The organism is Mucilaginibacter pineti (genome assembly GCF_900101875.1).
Lineage (GTDB): Bacteria > Bacteroidota > Bacteroidia > Sphingobacteriales > Sphingobacteriaceae > Mucilaginibacter > Mucilaginibacter pineti.
This window is the reverse complement of the sequence record NZ_FNAI01000006.1, coordinates 90778-107187: the sequence shown is the minus strand read 5'-3', so window position 1 is coordinate 107187 and position 16410 is coordinate 90778. Positions and strand designations below refer to the sequence as shown.

The following is a 16410-nucleotide window of genomic DNA, read 5'->3' as shown; positions in this document are numbered from 1 at the left end:
AGTGCCTAAATACAAAAGGGGGTTGTCATGTTGAGCTTGTCGAAACATAGTGGGCAGGCCTCTGCGCTCAACCCTTCGACAAGCTCAGGGTGACAGACCCGTTCCCTACTTCGGCCGGTATTTAGATAAATTCAATATCTTTTGCGCATCCTTTTCGGCCATTAACTGCTGTAGGGTAACCTCGGGATGTTTCTCCATGTAGGCACGCACAATTTGCCAGCCGGTCCACACCGCTAATTTGGGGGCCGATTCATTTTTTTCGCCCAAGCCGGGGGTAAAAGGAGCTTCGCTAAGATATTTCTGAATTTTGGGATAATCTGTTTCGTACAGCAGGTTCTCATCTAAAAAGTAGCCCCATATTTTGGATTCAAAATCCTTGCACCATTTTAACTGTTCGGTAGTGTAGCTTATTTTGGTAGTATCGCCAACATCGGGCAGTATACTATCCATAAAATACATGATCTTGCCATTGTAAACCATTTTAGCCAGTAATGATTTATCGTTGTCATCCTCCTGGAACATATCCTCACGGGCTATGCCTTCTATCACGCGCGGCGTAATATTCTCGGGCGTAAAATGTCTCGACATATAATGCGGGAACGCGTTGGTTATCGACGGATAAAACCTGGAGTTTGCACCCAAAAAAAGATCGAGCCCAACGGCAAAGTAACCATCACCAATAGAGGTTTGCGCCTGGAAACCCGAGAGGTAGGCATACACCTTAGGCAGGCGTTTTTGCGGGTAGTAATGTTTTATATATTTAAAAGCTTCGGTAAGCTCCTCGTTTTGCTTATCCATGTTGGGGTACACCACATCTACATCATGTTTAAGATCAGTATAGGCGGTGCCGCTGAACACCTGGCGAAGCGTTTTAAAATAAGCGGTATCCCTTGTACTGCCGGCTTGTAAAACGCGTTCAATAAAATCCGGATAAAAAGCGCCGTAGGTATTTTGCAGGTAAGCAGCCTGCGTGTTCATGGGCTTGGTGCGCATGGCATCAAAATCATGGTCAAAACGTTCAATTTTCACCTCAAGGTCAATATTACTTACATCTATCTTTTTGTTGCGCCCACAGGCCGTGAACATAAGGGCGATAGAAAAAATTAAGTAAATTTGTTTTGTTTTGTACCGGGTAGTTGTCATTTTTATCCTTTGAGCAAAAATAATTTTTATTTGCATTAATACGTTACTATTCCATTCGTGAAACCATCGGGAGTTTAACTAAAAATGAACACCGAAAAATAAATATAATTGATGAAAATCGCATTAGCACAGCTTAACTATCATATAGGTAATTTCGAATCGAACACGGCCAAGATCATCAGTCATATTCAAGAGGCCAAACAAAATGGCGCCGACCTGGTGGTGTTTGCCGAGCTATGCGTTTGCGGCTACCCCGCGCGCGATTTCCTGGAGTTTAATGAGTTTATTGAGCTGTGCGATGAATCGGCAAAAAAAATTGCCGAAGTATGTATTGATGTGGCTTGCATTATTGGTCTGCCTACTTTTAACCATAAAACCGAAGGTAAGGACCTGAACAATTCAGCCTATTTTATTGAGGACGGTAAGGTTAAGGCGATAGTAAACAAGGCCCTGCTGCCCAATTACGATGTATTTGACGAGTACCGCTATTTTGAACCCAGTACCGAATTTAATTGCATTGAATTTAAAGGCAAAAAAATAGCGCTTACCATTTGCGAAGACCTTTGGAACACCATAGAAAACCCGCTGTATATTACCCGGCCAATGGATAGCTTGATCCATCAGCAGCCCGATGTAATGATCAACATAGCAGCATCGCCGTTTGCCTATAACCACGATGAGGAACGCATAGCTATTTTGAGCGATAACGCCAGTCGTTATAAATTGCCGTTACTGTACGTAAACCAGGTTGGTGCACAAACCGAGTTGATCTTTGATGGTGGCTCATTGGTTTTTGATAATACAGGTAAACTGATAGATGAGCTGCCATACTTTGAAGAAAATATGGCCTACTACACTTTAGGCGATGATGATGTGATCACTTTCGATCATCCATCAACCTTAAAGACCGAGCGCCCTGCGGATATTGAACAGATCTACCAGGCAATTTTGTTGGGCATCCGCGATTACTTTTATAAATCGGGCTTTAAGCAGGCTATCCTGGGTTTATCCGGCGGTATTGATTCGGCCGTGGTATGCGCGCTGGCTGCCGAGGCGCTTGGTGCCGAAAATGTAATGTCGGTATTGCTGCCATCCCGTTTTTCAAGTGATCATTCCTTAAAAGATGCCGAGGACCTTGTAGCCAATCTGGGTTGTAAGAGCGAAACCATCGCCATAAGAAATATTACCGAGGCGATAGAAACCTCATTACATCCCCAGTTTAATAACCTGCCGTTTAATATTGCCGAAGAAAATATCCAATCGCGCAGCAGGGCCATTTTGCTGATGGCCATGTGCAATAAGTTTGGCTACATTCTGCTGAATACGAGCAATAAAAGCGAAGCCGCGGTAGGTTACGGCACTTTATACGGCGATATGTGCGGTGGCATCTCGGTTATTGGCGATGTGTACAAAACGCAGGTTTTTGAACTTGCTCGATACATCAACCGCAATAAGGAGATCATCCCTATCAATTCCATCGTAAAACCACCATCGGCCGAATTAAGGCCCGATCAAAAAGATACCGATTCCTTACCCGAATATGATATCCTCGACAAAATTTTGGAAGGATACATTGAACACCGTTTATCATCGGCCGAGATCATAAAAATGGGCTACGACGAACCAACCGTTCGCCGCGTTATAAGGCTGATAAACCTTGCCGAGCACAAACGTTATCAAACGCCACCCATCCTAAGGGTATCGCCAAAAGCATTTGGCATGGGTCGCAGGATGCCTATTGTGGGTAAATATTTGTCGTAAGGTAGTATCAAGTAGTTAGTAAGTAGTATCAAGACAACCGCCTTTTATTTTAGAGATACCCAAAAAATCTTGATACCTGATACTAACTACTTGCTACCAATTATTATAAAAATGCCTATATTTCAGGGCCATGAATAAACTTTATACAGCACTTTACGTTTGTTTTATATTGCTGTGTACAGCAGGCCCAACCCTGGCCCAGCAACCGTTGGTAAGTGAGGCTAAGCGTGCCGAACTTAACAGCCTTTCGGTACAATCAAAAAACACTTACCAGGCAAGCCGCTCAAGGGCTTTATCGTTAGCCGCCAATCATGGCTGGCAGGTTCAGCGCCGCACAAAAAAAGGTAATCTGCTCTCATTGCAGGGAGTAAACAGTCTTGGTTTTCCAATTTATCTCATCACGCATAACAATACCACGGCCGCTGCTACTACCGGTACCAATTTGGTACAGCCTGGTGGTGCGCTTGGTTTAAACCTATCGGGGTCAAGCATGGCAATGATTAATAAGCTGGCCATTTGGGATGGCGGATCCGTTTATACCGCGCACCAGGAGTTTGCTGGCAAAAGCATCACCATAAAGGATGGTGCATCGGTATTGGATCATACTACGCATGTTGCCGGTACCATGATTGCCAAAGGGGTATACGGCCCTGCAAGAGGGATGGCGTTTAATACCAGCACCCTGCAATCCTATGATTTTGATAATGATGTGGCCGAAATGAGCGCCGCTGCGCCAAATCTGCTGCTCTCCAACCATTCTTATGGTGATGTGGCCGGATGGGATTTTAACGATAACCAAAACCGTTGGGAATGGTATGGCCTCCCCGGCGATTCGGTAGATTATACTTTTGGATTTTACGACGGCCGTACCCAGGCATGGGATAAAATAGCGGTTGCTGCGCCCTACTATTTAATGGTCGAATCGGCAGGTAACAGTCGCGGCAGCACGGGCCCCGCCATTGGTGCCGATTATTATGGCTACCGCAGCAAAACTGATCAAACCATAGTTGACAAGGGGGCGCGTACAGCAGGCATCAGTAGTAACGATGGGTATGATATCATCAGCACAACGGGCAATGCCAAAAATATACTTACGGTTGGTGCTGTAAACCCCATTCCGTTTGGACCGAAAAGCAGGCAGGACGTCAGCGTGGCTTATTTTAGCAGCTGGGGACCTACCGATGACGGCCGCATAAAGCCCGATATTGTGGCCGATGGTGTTAGCGTACTTTCAACAGGTGTGGCAAGTCCAACTTCTTATTTGACGCTCTCGGGTACATCGATGGCAGCACCCAATGTTACCGGATCATTGTATTTGCTACAGGAATATTATCAGCAAAAAAATGGTGGTAATTTTATGCGGGCCGCTACTTTAAAAGGCCTGGTTTGCCATACCGCTTTTGATGCAGGCAACATTGGGCCGGATTATATTTATGGCTGGGGATTGCTTAATATGCCCAAGGCTGCACAGGCTATAACAGACAATGGCACAAAAAGCCTCATCAAAGAAAATACACTTGCGCAGGGCCAAACGCAAACATTTAACGTAATAGCATCCGGTACAGATGTACTGGCGGCCACCATCTCCTGGACAGACCCAGAAGGAAGCATTACCCCCGATGGCACCATAAACAGCCGCACACCAAAACTCATAAACGACCTCGATATTAAAATAAGCGATGGTACCAACACTTACAATGCCTGGGTACTTAACCCGGATAACCCGGGCGCGGCGGCTACCACGGGCAACAATTTCAGGGATAATATTGAGCAGGTTTATATTGCCAACGCGGTGCCCGGTCAATCGTATACCATCACGGTATCGCATAAGGGTACGTTAAAGGGCGGCGGACAGGCGTATTCGCTGATTGTAACAGGTGCAGGCGGTAAAACCTATTGCACATCGGCCCCGTTAAGCAATGCCGACTCGCGCATTAACAACGTTACACTGGCAAATATTAACAATACCCCGGCTGCGGGCTGCAAAAGCTATTCTGATTATACCAACCTCACCATACAACTGGAACAAGCTAAAAGCTACCCTTTAAGCCTTACCCTGGGTACCTGCGGTAATAACTTTAACAAAGCCGCCAAGGTTTATATAGATTGGAACGGCAACGGTGTTTTTGACAATAATGAACTTGTAGCTACGTCTGCCGTTGTTAATAGTACAGCAACCTACACCACCAATATTACGGTGCCGGCATCTGTTACTGCCGGAGATTTTAGTCTGATGCGAGTGGTGTTAACAGAAACAAGTGACACCGCCGCCATAAAACCATGCGGAACGTATGCTAAAGGCGAAACGCAGGACTACCGGGTACAGTTCCTGCAAACAAGTATTGATGCGGGCATAGCGGCCATTGTTAGTCCTACAGCAAGCGGTACCTGCTCTGCCAGTACGCCGGTAACTGTGCGGATCAAAAACTTTGGCAGTGCGGCTATCAGCAATATCCCGGTTTCTGTAAAAATAACCGCCGCCGATAATTCCATAACTACTTTTGATGGAACCTACACCGGCACCATTGCACCCGGAGCCGAGGATAATTTTACCTTTAGCCAGGAGTTTAACGCCATAACGGGTGCTACCTATACCATAGTTGCTACAAGCAACCTGCCCAGCGATCCGGTTAAAGCCAATGACACCATTAGCGAAACCGTTGCTGTAAATGCCCCTGCCACCATTGGCGATGTTAATGCCTATTACTGCACCGATACCAAGCAATACCTACTATTCGGCACGGGTGACGGTACTTTGTTGTGGTATGCAAATAATACCGATACCGTGCCGATTGCCTACGGTACAAATGGAAGTACCGCAACCGCACCGGTAAACAACACTTACTACGCCGGTATAAATGATTTTAAAGGAGCGGTTGGTCCGGCTACTAAAAATGTGTTTTCGGCTGGTGGGTATAACCAATTCTCGCCATCGGTAAAGGTAAATACCAAAATTCCGGTGATTATAAAAAGCGCCCGGTTGTATATCGGTTATCCCGGGAAGATAACGTTTAGCGTTACCAACAGCGATGGGCAAACCGTATCAACCACCAGTATTAACGCGCAGGCCACCCGCACCAATCCGCAGAAAGCCTTACAACCCGATGACCCCGCCGACCAGGGTAAGGTTTATGACCTTAACCTTGAACTGCCTGCAGCGGGTAATTACTTGATATCTGTGGAATTTGATGGCGATGCAACGCTTTACCGTAATAACGGCGGCGTAAAGGGCTATCCGTTTAAAATTGGCAATGTATTTAGTATAACGGGTAACGATGCCACGAACGATAATCCGCAGGATACTACTTATTCCAAAGGGTTTTACTATTATTTTTACGATATGCAGGTGGAGAGCATGGGCTGCCCCTCTACCGCGCGCAAGGCTGTTACTTTGGCAAAACCGGTAATAACACAAACTAATAATACTTTAAAATCGAGCTTTGCCACCGGTAATCAATGGCTGCTGAATGGTAAAGAAATAAGCGGCGCTACCGGTCCAACCTATGATCCCGTGCAAAGCGGCAGTTACCAGGTTGAAGTTAGGTTAACAAGCGGCTGTTTGGCACTGTCTGATGCGTTTGCGTATGCAAGAGTGGCCCCAAATACCGGCGATGCCACGGATATCGGCTTAACCGTATTCCCGGTACCCACCAAAACCGAGCTTAACGTAGTATTTGTAGCCAAAACCGCCGCAGATTTAAACCTGTCGCTGGTAAACCCCGCCGGGCAAACTGTTTATAGCAGTAAACAAAGTCTGCCCCAGGGTAATTTTAGCACTGTACTAAATGTTACAGATCAAATACCCGGTGTATATGTGCTGAAAGTACTGTTAGGGCAAAAGGTGTATGCTAAGAAGATAATTATTCAACGGTAGGGGGGAGAGAGCGGAAGGCTTAAAGCAGAAAGCCGAAAGCGGGGGTGCCAAAAGACAAAAAGCTCAAAGCAAAAAGCCCCAAAGCACGTCATTGCGCAGTATATAAATCCGAAGTAGTTCAAACCTTAACATTTGAACTTACTTCGGATTTAATTTATATTTGAATATCTAATCCTGATATGAAAACTGATCATCTACTTTTAATATTCTGCGTAATGGTTTCTTGTAAACCTAAGCCGGTTTCCAAAACTATTGATAAGCAATCGGCCCGGGTGCTATCTGCATCTTACAGAACAAAAAGCGCTGCTAAACCTTATGTCGATGCCGGCGATATTGATGAACAAAAAGATGATTACGCAGATTATTATGTAGTGGTAGCCGATACCGGCGAAAAATATAATGTACTTAGGGACAAAATGCTTGATCTGCACCAGTCGCTGAATGTTCCTATTGATACAATGGGCCGCACCTACAATAAAGTGAAGGATTTGATCGCCCTGCCGGATAACGACGAAGATGAAATATTTGCAGGTGATTATTTTCAGCGACGAAATATATCAAACACTTTGAGTCTTGAATATCTTCAACCATATTTATCTTCATCTAAAAATAAAACCATCGCATTAGTCGCGGGGATTTACGAAACCAAGATGAGTGCGGACAGCGTTTTAAAGTCAATCGCTATCCCTAACGCTTTTACTATTAAAGCACATATCTACCAAGGCTGTTTACATTGATTCTTTAACATGAGCTGGGATATCGTATTATTCAATTCGAATCAAAGAATAAATTCGCCAGAAGATGTCGACGAGGATCTATTAATCCCGGTTTTATTCAGCGAGATATTTGAAACGCATTTTAAAAACATCATCAAAAAAGATAACCATAGAGAAATAAAAGGCGAAGATTATTCGATAATGTATTTTGCAGATGACGAGCCGGCAAGTAACACCTTGCTTTTTCTTTATGGCGAAAATGCCATTTATCCAATTATAGACCTGGCTATTAAAAACAACTGGCAAGTTTTTGATACCGCACTCAACGAAATGATCGATTTACAAAATCCTTCAAAAAATGGGTACAAAAACTTTCAAACCTATCTAAATCAAATATTAAACAATTAAATAAAATCACACCCCCATGCCTCTACTTCAAAACACATTCGTTCATCACGTACACTTTTGGCTTAATGATAAAGCCGATCTTGCTAAGCTTATTGAGGGTTTAAATATCCTTGTACCTATTACCCACATCCGCGATATTCATATAGGCGTGCATGCCGGTACTACCCGCAGTGTTATCGATGGTTCGTATGATGCTTCCCTATTAATTTTGTTTGATAGTGCCGAAGCGCAGGAAGCTTACCAGGTTGATCCTATTCACGAAGTTTTTGTGGTAGATTATGCCAAGCCCCTTTGCGCCAAAATTGTTGTTACCGATAGTGTGAACGTTTAACAAACCGGTAACATATTCTTAAAGCAGGTAAGTTATTATAAAACACCCTTCATGTTTAGTTGTTGCACTAAACATGAAGGTGTTAATTGCAGGTGCTAATGGTTACATAGGTACGCGGCTTATCCCGGTTTTACTGGAGAAAGGCCATGATGTTGTTTGCCTGGTACGCGACAAGCGGCGCTTTCATGAACACAGCGATTTTAGCAAACAGGTTACCCTCATTACCGGTGATCTGCTGCGGGAACAAAGTATCGAAGATTTTCCTACAGATATTGATGCGGCTTATTACCTGGTACATTCCATGGCGCAATCGCAGGATTTTGCAGCGCTTGAGGCACTATCGGCTTACAACTTTATTCATGCGCTTGATAAAACCGGTTGCCGGCAAACCATATTTTTAAGCGGTATCACCAATGATGATAACCTCTCCAAACACCTCGAATCGCGCAGGCATGTAGAGGATGTGTTAAAGGAAGGCAAATCGGCATTAACGGTACTGAGGGCGGCTATTATCATCGGTTCGGGCAGTGCCTCGTTCGAGATCATCCGTGATCTTACCGAAAAGCTCCCCATCATGACGGTGCCCCGCTGGGTAAACACCCGCTGCCAGCCCATCGGCATCCGCGATGTGCTGGGCTACCTGGAAAGCGTAATGCTTAACGAAAAAACCTTCAACCGTAATTTTGATATTGGCGGTCCGGATATTTTAACTTTTAAAGAAATGATGCTGGGCTACGCAAAGGTAAGGCACCTGAAAAGGCACATCATTATCATCCCGTTCCTGTCGCCCAGGATCTCGTCGTACTGGCTGTATTTTGTTACTTCCATCAGTTACACGCTTGCCCAAAGCCTGGTGAACAGCATGAAGAACGAAACCATTATGCATGATCATAGTATTGATGACATCATCCCCCGTAAATGTTTAACTTATGAAGAAGCGCTGAATCTCGCCTTTGTTAAGATAGAGCAAAACTCCATAGTAAGCAGCTGGAAGGATGCGCTGAACATGGGCTACCTCAATTCGGGCTTTATGGACCAGATTAAAGTACCGCAAAATGGTACACTGGAGTACAAAGTAAAAATGCCTTTTGAGCGCGAAACTGAGGAAGTGTTTACCAATTTTATGTCGATAGGTGGTAACCGGGGCTGGTACTATTGGGACTGGATCTGGAACATGCGTGGCTTTCTGGATAAGGTCTTTGGAGGTGTGGGCTCGCGCAGGGGGCGCACCAACGGTATCAATATTGGTCCGGGCGATGTGATAGATTTTTGGCGGGTGCTGCTGGCCGACAAAGAAGCCAAGCGCCTGCTCCTATACGCCGAAATGAAGCTGCCGGGCGAGGCCTGGCTTGAATTTAAAATAATTGAACGCAACGGTAAAAAAAACCTCAGCCAGGTTGCTACCTTTAGGCCCAGTGGCTTGTGGGGGCGCCTGTATTGGTACACCATGTGGCCTTTCCACCTGTTTATTTTTAACGGTATGGCGCGGGAAATAGTGCAGTATGGGGAGGAGCTTTGATCTGAGGTCGGGTTTCGGTGGTGTGAGGTGTGGGGTCTGAGGTGTGTTAATAGGCAATTACATTTAAGTCAACAAAGCACCCACAATACCTTCACACTACAGACCACACACCTCAGATAACAGACAACAGAAAAAATGAATATATTAATAACAGGCGGTTCGGGAGGTTTGGGTAAGCGGTTGAGTACGCTGCTGCTTAGCCAGGGACATTCGGTAAGTTTTTTGAGCCGGAAACAGGGTAATAATAAAGACGTTAAAACCTATTTGTGGGATGTTAACGCGGGTACTATTGACGAGCATTGCATTGATGGGGTGGATACCATTGTTCACCTTGCCGGGGCCGGTATTGTTGATAAACGGTGGACAGACGACCGCAAAAAAGAGTTGACGGATAGTCGCACCAAATCAATTGAACTGGTGTACAGCGTGCTTAAAAAAAGGGCCAATAAAGTTACCGCCGTGGTATCGGCATCAGGTGTCGGGTACTACAGTAACCGTGGCGACGAGCTGATGCACGAAACCGATGCAGCCAAGAACGATTTCATTGGCCAATGTTGCGTTGACTGGGAAGCGGCTGTTGATGAGGGCGAAAAATTAGGCCTGCGGATAGTAAAATTCAGAACAGGGGTAGTGCTGGATAAAGAGGCCGGGGCTTTGCCTAAACTTGCCATGCCTGTTAAGCTTTATGTTGGCTCGCCCATAGCCAGCGGTAAACAATGGATTCCCTGGATCCATTGGCAGGATGTGGTAGATATGTACCTGCTGGGGATAACTGATAAATCATTAAAAGGCGTGTTTAATATGGTTGCACCCAACCCGGTAACCAACCAGCAATTGACCCAAACGGTAGCCAAACAATTACACAAACCTTTGTGGGCACCAAACGTGCCGGCCCTTTTGCTGAAACTGATGATGGGCGAAATGGCCAGCGTGGTATTAGGCAGCACCAAGGTATCGGCACAAAAAATAATAGATGCGGGCTTCAAATTTAAATACCCTGAACTGCCAGGGGCACTGAAAGAAATTTATGGATCATAAAACACCTGTCACGATATTCTGGTTCCGCCGCGATTTACGTTTGGCTGATAATGCCGGCTTATACCGTGCTTTAAAAAGCGGCAATCCCATACTCCCGCTCTTTATTTTTGATAAGGAAATTTTAGATCAGCTGGAAGATAAGGACGATGCCCGCGTCACCTTCATTTACAATGCCATTGAAAATATCAATATTCAACTGCATAAACATGGCAGCAGTTTGCTGGTGATCTATGATAAAGCCGACCATGCCTGGGATAACATCATTAAAGAATATAACATAGCCGCTGTTTATACCAATCATGATTATGAGCCTTACGCAACCAAACGCGATAACGCCATAAAGGAGAAACTCAGCAAGCACAACATCGGATTTAACACTTACAAGGACCAGGTAATATTCGAAAAAGATGAAGTAACCAAGGATGATGGCAAGCCTTACACCGTGTATACCCCTTACATGCGTAAATGGTATGCCACGCTTAAACCGTTTTATTTAAAGGCTTATCCAACAGAAAAATACCTGCACAACCTGGTTAAAACCCCGGTACTGCCCGTTCCTCATTTAAAGGATATGGGATTTGAAAAAAGCGAAATGGATTTTCCCAACCAGGATTATAAAAACATTATAGCCGATTATAAAGAGAACCGGGATTTTCCGGCGCTCAGGGGAACCTCGCACATCGGTTTGCATTTACGGTTTGGTACGGTGAGCATTCGCCAATTGGCTAAAACCGCGCATGGTTATCATGAAAAAACATGGCTTAACGAGCTGATATGGCGCGAGTTTTATATGATGATCCTGCACCACTTTCCGCATACAATGGATCATGCCTTCAGGCCTGAGTATGACCGCATACAGTGGGTTAACAACGAAGAGCAGTTTAAGGCTTGGTGCGATGGGCAAACCGGCTATCCTATTATAGATGCCGGTATGCGCGAGCTTAACGCTACTGGCTTTATGCACAACCGCGTACGCATGATTGTGGCCAGCTTTTTAAGTAAGGATTTGCTGATAGACTGGCGCTGGGGCGAGCATTATTTTGCCCGTAAGCTGCTTGATTATGAAATGGCCAGCAACGTTGGCGGCTGGCAATGGGCTGCCGGCTCGGGTACGGATGCCGCACCATATTTCAGGATCTTTAACCCCGAAGCGCAGACCAAAAAGTTTGACCCTGATTTGAAATACATAAAAAAATGGGTTCCGGAATATGCCGACTTTGGCAAGTATCCGAAACCCATTGTTGATCACGCTTTTGCACGTGATCGTTGTTTAAGAGTTTTTAAAGCCGCACTGGCTAAATAATTATGGCGTAGTTACTGTTGCAATTGTAAAATCAAAACGCATACAAGTGTTAGGTGCTATACCGCCTGATGAGCTTCCACCACGGGCATAAGCCAATCTCGATGGCAGTATCATGCTAATCACGGTACCTGCCGAATGACCTTTTAATGCTTCCTGTACTCCCGGTACCAATCCGTCTAAACTTGCAAATGAGCTTGCAGAACCATCAGCCAAACCAGCATCAAAAACGGTATTGGTTAGGTATTTACCTGAGTACGTTGCCGTAAATGCCGAGTAATAAGTAAGCTGATCTGGGCCTGTACCCTCGGTAGTTACTTTGTACCAAAGTCCTTTGCCCCTGCCGCTGGTAACCTCGGTAAAGCCTGTTATACTATTGGTTGCCATGTATTTTTTAATTACAAACTGATCGTAATCATCAAGGTTATCAATAATATTCACATAGTAATCAAGGCTTTGGTTACCTGCAATATGTGAGTTGGCGTTGCTGCTGCTACCGCTGCCGTAACCATTTACACCATATGCAAGACGCGATGGGATAAGTACCCTGGCGCTTGAACCGCGATATTTAATAAGGTTACGTACGGCGATTTGCAAACCTTTTGGCAATGCTGCGCTGGCAATATGGCCCACGTAGTTGTTGTAATGGTTGGAACTAAGCGAATCTAAGGATGTATACTTACCGTCAAATGATTTTAGCGTGAACACAAAGGCAACGCTATCCGGATAATCTAACGGATGGGTGGTATTTGGTGACTGTGCTAGTGTTTGGTAATAAATGCCCGATGTATCGCCATCTGTTGTATCACGCTTCATTGCGCTTAAACCATTGGCAGTTATATAATTTTGTATCTGTATTTGATCATACTGCGTAATATTCGGATCGTTCCCTGTTTTGCGGCATGATATTAAACCTATGCTGGTAAGTAATAAAAGCGTAAAAATTATTTTTTTCATTTATGTTTTTTATTTATTGCGGATAAATGAAGGTTTAATCAGCATCATTTTCCTTAGTATTTTATTATTTTACCTTTTTGTTTAGTTTGTTACATTATATAATTGCATACTAAAATCAAGCACTGCATTGGCCGGCAACCCTATCTGCGCCTGCGGATATGGCCCGTATGCATATCTTGATGGTATCAGCAACCTAATTTTACCGCCCTTTTTTATTTGCGGTATCCCCAGTTGCCAGCCCCTTATCATACTCCCCAAGGAATAAGACGGATGCACCGGATTTGATTCTGTTTCAGAAAACACCGCACCTGTTGTAAGCAACCTGCCTGTGTAACTTAACGTAACCTGTGTTGAACTGGTGTAAAGATCATTACCTGAACCTTCCTCGCCGGTTTTTACAATATAAAACACACCCGATGTATCAATACGTTTTGCATTAAGGCCGGGATTTGCAGTCAAATAATCGGCAATAATCTTATCATCAATAGCAGCCTGGGCTTTATACTGTACAAGCGAATCATTGGTTTTTTTGCACGCGCTAAAACCAATACCACAAATCAATAAAACTAACAGTATCCTGTTCATTTTTTCAAAAGGCAAATTTATTCTTTTATAATAGAAAAACGGCAGCTTAACACTTTTTAACAATTAATAAAACGCATACCCGGCTATTAAGCCTCCAAGCCGCCCGGTTTTCTGAATAAAACGTTGATTTTTTAGTAAAAGTACATCACTTATACTTCGTGTCATTGGGGCATTGAGTCATTAGTCATTGTTTTATTATACAAATGCAAATGACGACACGTAGTATAGTGACTCAATGACCCAAGGACACGTAGTAAATGACTTAATGATTGAAGACTATGGCTTATAGTTAACGGTGAGCTTGTTTATCTTTTTCAGCATTTCGGTGAGGTATTCTTTATCGGCCCCGCTGATGTGGGCATCCAGGTAATTGTTAAACTGCTTGGCAACTACGCGGGCAAGGTGGCGCTTCTCTTTACCCAGATCGGTAAGGTATATTTTAACAGAGCGCTTATCGCCCTGGTTAGATTCGCGGTAGATGAGGCCTGTTTTTTCCAGCTGGTTAAGCATACGCGATAAGCTTGTTGATTTTAAGCCCAGCAAAGCCGCAGCATGCGATACCGTTGTGCCCTCCTTTTCATCGATATTGATCAGCAAATACCCTATGGATTGTGTAATACCAAACTCGGCAACCAACTGGTTATACCTGTTGGCCACGGTTTGCCAAACTATTTTCAAAAAATAGTCGATGGTTTCCTGTGGGTTTACATTATTTTTCATGCTTATCAAACGTAAGAAATGCTTGTTGCTTACACAAATTTAGTTCATCGGTCATTTCACTTCGTGTCATTCAGTCATTGGTCATTGGCTCATTCAATCAATTGTACTTATTAATAGTAAAATGACTCAATGACACGAAGTGAAATGACCAGATTAATATCCCAGCTTGGTATCATCTCCCCTTGGGTCGGCACCGCCTTCGTAGTAGCCCCACTTGGTTTTCAGGATGGCATCTACCCGGCCTATGCCGCCGTTAAGTACAACTTTGTAGCCTTTGCTTTGCAGTTTTATAATGGTGGCGCTGTCAATTGCACCGGCTTCGGCATCAACCTGGTCTGGCAGCCATTGCGAGTGGAAACGCTTTGATGCTACGGCCTGCTGCATATTCTGGTTAAATTCAATAACATTTAAAATAGTTTGAAAAACGGATGTAATAATGGTCGACCCACCGGGTGTACCCACTACCATAAATAGCTTTCCATCTTTTTCAACAATGGTAGGTGTCATTGACGATAGCATGCGCTTACCCGGCTGAATGCTGTTGGCCACGCCACCAACCAAACCATACATATTTGGCACACCGGGTTTCGAACTAAAATCATCCATCTCGTTATTCAGCAAAAAGCCCGCACCGGCAACAAATATTTTAGAGCCGAAAGAATCATTAAGCGTTGTGGTGATGGATACGGCGTTGCCCTCCCTGTCAACAATAGAGTAATGAGTGGTTTGGTGGCTCTCGTAGCCCGCAAAAGCACCCGGCTGAATACTTTTACTTGGCGTTGCAGCATCCCAGCTAAAGTTGCTCATCCGGCTTTTTATATAAGCAGGTTTTAACAGACTATCTACAGGTACCTTATAAAAATCGGGATCGCCAAGGTATTTTGAACGGTCGGCATATACCCGGCGCTCGGCCTCTACTATCAGTCTTATGGTCGAATCCTGGTTACGTCCCCATTTGTTTAGCGGATATTTTTCAACCGACTGCAGCAGTTGCAGCAACGCTATCCCACCGCTTGACGGCGGCGGCATGGTAATTATCTTATACCCTTTATAAGTTCCGGTAACGGCCTTACGCCAAACCGAATGGTAGTTATCCAGATCGGCTTTGGTAATTAAGCCGCCGCCTGCCCTCATTTCGGCAATCAGTTTATCGGCAATCTCGCCTCCGTAAAAACCATTTCGGCCTTTATCACGAATTTGCTCCAGTGTTTTTGCCAGGTCTTCCTGTATCAGCAAGTCGCCTTTTTTCCAGTCACCATCTTTAAGCAGGTATTTTTTACCGGGATTTAACTGCTGAAATTGCGCACGCGTTTCGTTAAGATCACTGGCCAGCCGTTCGGTTACTTTAAAGCCATTACGGGCAAGGTTTATAGCAGGCTGCACCAGATCGGCCCATTTTAGCTTACCATATTTATCATGAGCGGCCACCATACCATCAACAGAACCCGGCACACCCGCTGCTTTATGCGTATACAAGCTCATATCTGGCACAACATTACCTGCCGAATCCAAATACATATTTGCGCTGGCTCCGGCAGGGCCCTTCTCCCTGAAATCAAGCGTATTGGTTTTACCATCAGCTGACCGGTAAACCATAAAACCACCGCCGCCAATATTACCCGCCTGGGGCAGGGTTACGGCCAATGCAAATTGCACAGCCACCGCAGCATCAACAGTATTGCCGCCTTTCTTCAATATATCCAGCCCTACCTGCGCGGCATCGGGATAGGCGCATACCACTATACCGTTGTTGTATTGCCCGCTGTTATTTACGCCAAGCTGGCCCTGCACACAACCGGCAGTACTTAAAAATAGTATGGCCAGGGGTAAAATTAAGTAGCTGTTTATCTTATTGTTAAAGGTATCCGTTATCATTGCAAACGCATTTTATTTGCTAATGTAACCTATTTATGGCCACAAAACCATTAACAAATGTTGATTATTTCGGCCTGAAAATCAGCCGGATGGACTTTTTTGGAAGACGTTTTGTAATTTAAATAACATAAAAAATTAAATCTGCCGTTTATTTGCAGAAACATATAGGCCTAAATGCGGTTA

13 protein-coding genes are annotated in these 16410 nt (G+C 44.6%); 8 read left to right on the top strand and 5 right to left on the bottom strand.

Annotated elements, in window-relative coordinates:
* Nucleotides 1–105 precede the first annotated feature (105 nt).
* Complete coding sequence (gene gldB / locus BLS59_RS14550) at nt 106–1143, bottom strand: gliding motility lipoprotein GldB (RefSeq protein ID WP_091150013.1); 1038 nt, start codon at nt 1141–1143, stop codon at nt 106–108.
* A gap of 111 nt (nt 1144–1254) precedes the next feature.
* On the opposite strand from gldB, the gene BLS59_RS14545 reads away from it, so the two are divergent.
* The 8 genes from BLS59_RS14545 (at nt 1255) to BLS59_RS14510 (ending at nt 12093) form a co-directional block, all read left to right on the top strand.
* A complete protein-coding gene (locus BLS59_RS14545) occupies nt 1255–2904 on the top strand; it encodes an NAD+ synthase (RefSeq protein WP_091150012.1) in 1650 nt (549 codons plus the stop codon).
* A gap of 130 nt (nt 2905–3034) precedes the next feature.
* Entirely contained in the window at nt 3035–6778 is a 3744-nt protein-coding gene (locus BLS59_RS14540) for a S8 family serine peptidase (protein ID WP_091150011.1), read from the top strand.
* Nucleotides 6779–6957: 179 nt separating this feature from the next.
* Complete coding sequence (locus BLS59_RS14535) at nt 6958–7515, top strand: hypothetical protein (RefSeq protein WP_143014132.1); 558 nt, start codon at nt 6958–6960, stop codon at nt 7513–7515.
* A gap of 9 nt (nt 7516–7524) precedes the next feature.
* The gene (locus BLS59_RS14530) at nt 7525–7902 is read left to right on the top strand and encodes a hypothetical protein (RefSeq protein WP_091150009.1); all 378 of its coding nucleotides are present in this window, start codon (nt 7525–7527) and stop codon (nt 7900–7902) included.
* Nucleotides 7903–7918: 16 nt separating this feature from the next.
* Complete coding sequence (locus tag BLS59_RS14525) at nt 7919–8233, top strand: Dabb family protein (RefSeq protein ID WP_091150008.1); 315 nt, start codon at nt 7919–7921, stop codon at nt 8231–8233.
* Between the two features lie 73 nt (nt 8234–8306).
* On the top strand, nt 8307–9752 hold the full coding sequence (locus BLS59_RS14520; protein WP_091150007.1) for an SDR family oxidoreductase: 1446 nt from the start codon (nt 8307–8309) through the stop codon (nt 9750–9752).
* A gap of 135 nt (nt 9753–9887) precedes the next feature.
* On the top strand, nt 9888–10790 hold the full coding sequence (locus BLS59_RS14515; protein WP_091150006.1) for a TIGR01777 family oxidoreductase: 903 nt from the start codon (nt 9888–9890) through the stop codon (nt 10788–10790).
* Entirely contained in the window at nt 10780–12093 is a 1314-nt protein-coding gene (locus BLS59_RS14510; RefSeq protein ID WP_091150005.1) for a cryptochrome/photolyase family protein, read from the top strand. The genes BLS59_RS14515 and BLS59_RS14510 overlap by 11 nt, the downstream gene beginning before the upstream one ends.
* Here the strand turns inward: BLS59_RS14510 and BLS59_RS14505 are convergent, their stop codons facing one another.
* The 4 genes from BLS59_RS14505 to ggt form a co-directional block, all read right to left on the bottom strand.
* Complete coding sequence (locus BLS59_RS14505) at nt 12094–13047, bottom strand: FKBP-type peptidyl-prolyl cis-trans isomerase (protein WP_091150004.1); 954 nt, start codon at nt 13045–13047, stop codon at nt 12094–12096.
* Nucleotides 13048–13128: 81 nt separating this feature from the next.
* Complete coding sequence (locus tag BLS59_RS14500) at nt 13129–13632, bottom strand: FKBP-type peptidyl-prolyl cis-trans isomerase (RefSeq protein WP_091150217.1); 504 nt, start codon at nt 13630–13632, stop codon at nt 13129–13131.
* A gap of 276 nt (nt 13633–13908) precedes the next feature.
* Nucleotides 13909–14352 (bottom strand): MarR family winged helix-turn-helix transcriptional regulator, encoded by a 444-nt coding sequence (locus BLS59_RS14495; RefSeq protein ID WP_091150003.1) that lies wholly within the window; start codon nt 14350–14352, stop codon nt 13909–13911.
* Between the two features lie 153 nt (nt 14353–14505).
* The gene (gene ggt / locus BLS59_RS14490) at nt 14506–16227 is read right to left on the bottom strand and encodes a gamma-glutamyltransferase (RefSeq protein WP_091150002.1); all 1722 of its coding nucleotides are present in this window, start codon (nt 16225–16227) and stop codon (nt 14506–14508) included.
* Nucleotides 16228–16410 lie beyond the last annotated feature (183 nt).

Coding starts and splice junctions, on each gene's coding strand:
- gldB (WP_091150013.1), bottom strand. CDS start 1,143: ATGACAACTACCCGGTACAAAACAAAACAAATTTACTTAATTTTTTCT.
- BLS59_RS14545 (WP_091150012.1), top strand. CDS start 1,255: ATGAAAATCGCATTAGCACAGCTTAACTATCATATAGGTAATTTCGAA.
- BLS59_RS14540 (WP_091150011.1), top strand. CDS start 3,035: ATGAATAAACTTTATACAGCACTTTACGTTTGTTTTATATTGCTGTGT.
- BLS59_RS14535 (WP_143014132.1), top strand. CDS start 6,958: ATGAAAACTGATCATCTACTTTTAATATTCTGCGTAATGGTTTCTTGT.
- BLS59_RS14530 (WP_091150009.1), top strand. CDS start 7,525: ATGAGCTGGGATATCGTATTATTCAATTCGAATCAAAGAATAAATTCG.
- BLS59_RS14525 (WP_091150008.1), top strand. CDS start 7,919: ATGCCTCTACTTCAAAACACATTCGTTCATCACGTACACTTTTGGCTT.
- BLS59_RS14520 (WP_091150007.1), top strand. CDS start 8,307: ATGAAGGTGTTAATTGCAGGTGCTAATGGTTACATAGGTACGCGGCTT.
- BLS59_RS14515 (WP_091150006.1), top strand. CDS start 9,888: ATGAATATATTAATAACAGGCGGTTCGGGAGGTTTGGGTAAGCGGTTG.
- BLS59_RS14510 (WP_091150005.1), top strand. CDS start 10,780: ATGGATCATAAAACACCTGTCACGATATTCTGGTTCCGCCGCGATTTA.
- BLS59_RS14505 (WP_091150004.1), bottom strand. CDS start 13,047: ATGAAAAAAATAATTTTTACGCTTTTATTACTTACCAGCATAGGTTTA.
- BLS59_RS14500 (WP_091150217.1), bottom strand. CDS start 13,632: ATGAACAGGATACTGTTAGTTTTATTGATTTGTGGTATTGGTTTTAGC.
- BLS59_RS14495 (WP_091150003.1), bottom strand. CDS start 14,352: ATGAAAAATAATGTAAACCCACAGGAAACCATCGACTATTTTTTGAAA.
- ggt (WP_091150002.1), bottom strand. CDS start 16,227: ATGATAACGGATACCTTTAACAATAAGATAAACAGCTACTTAATTTTA.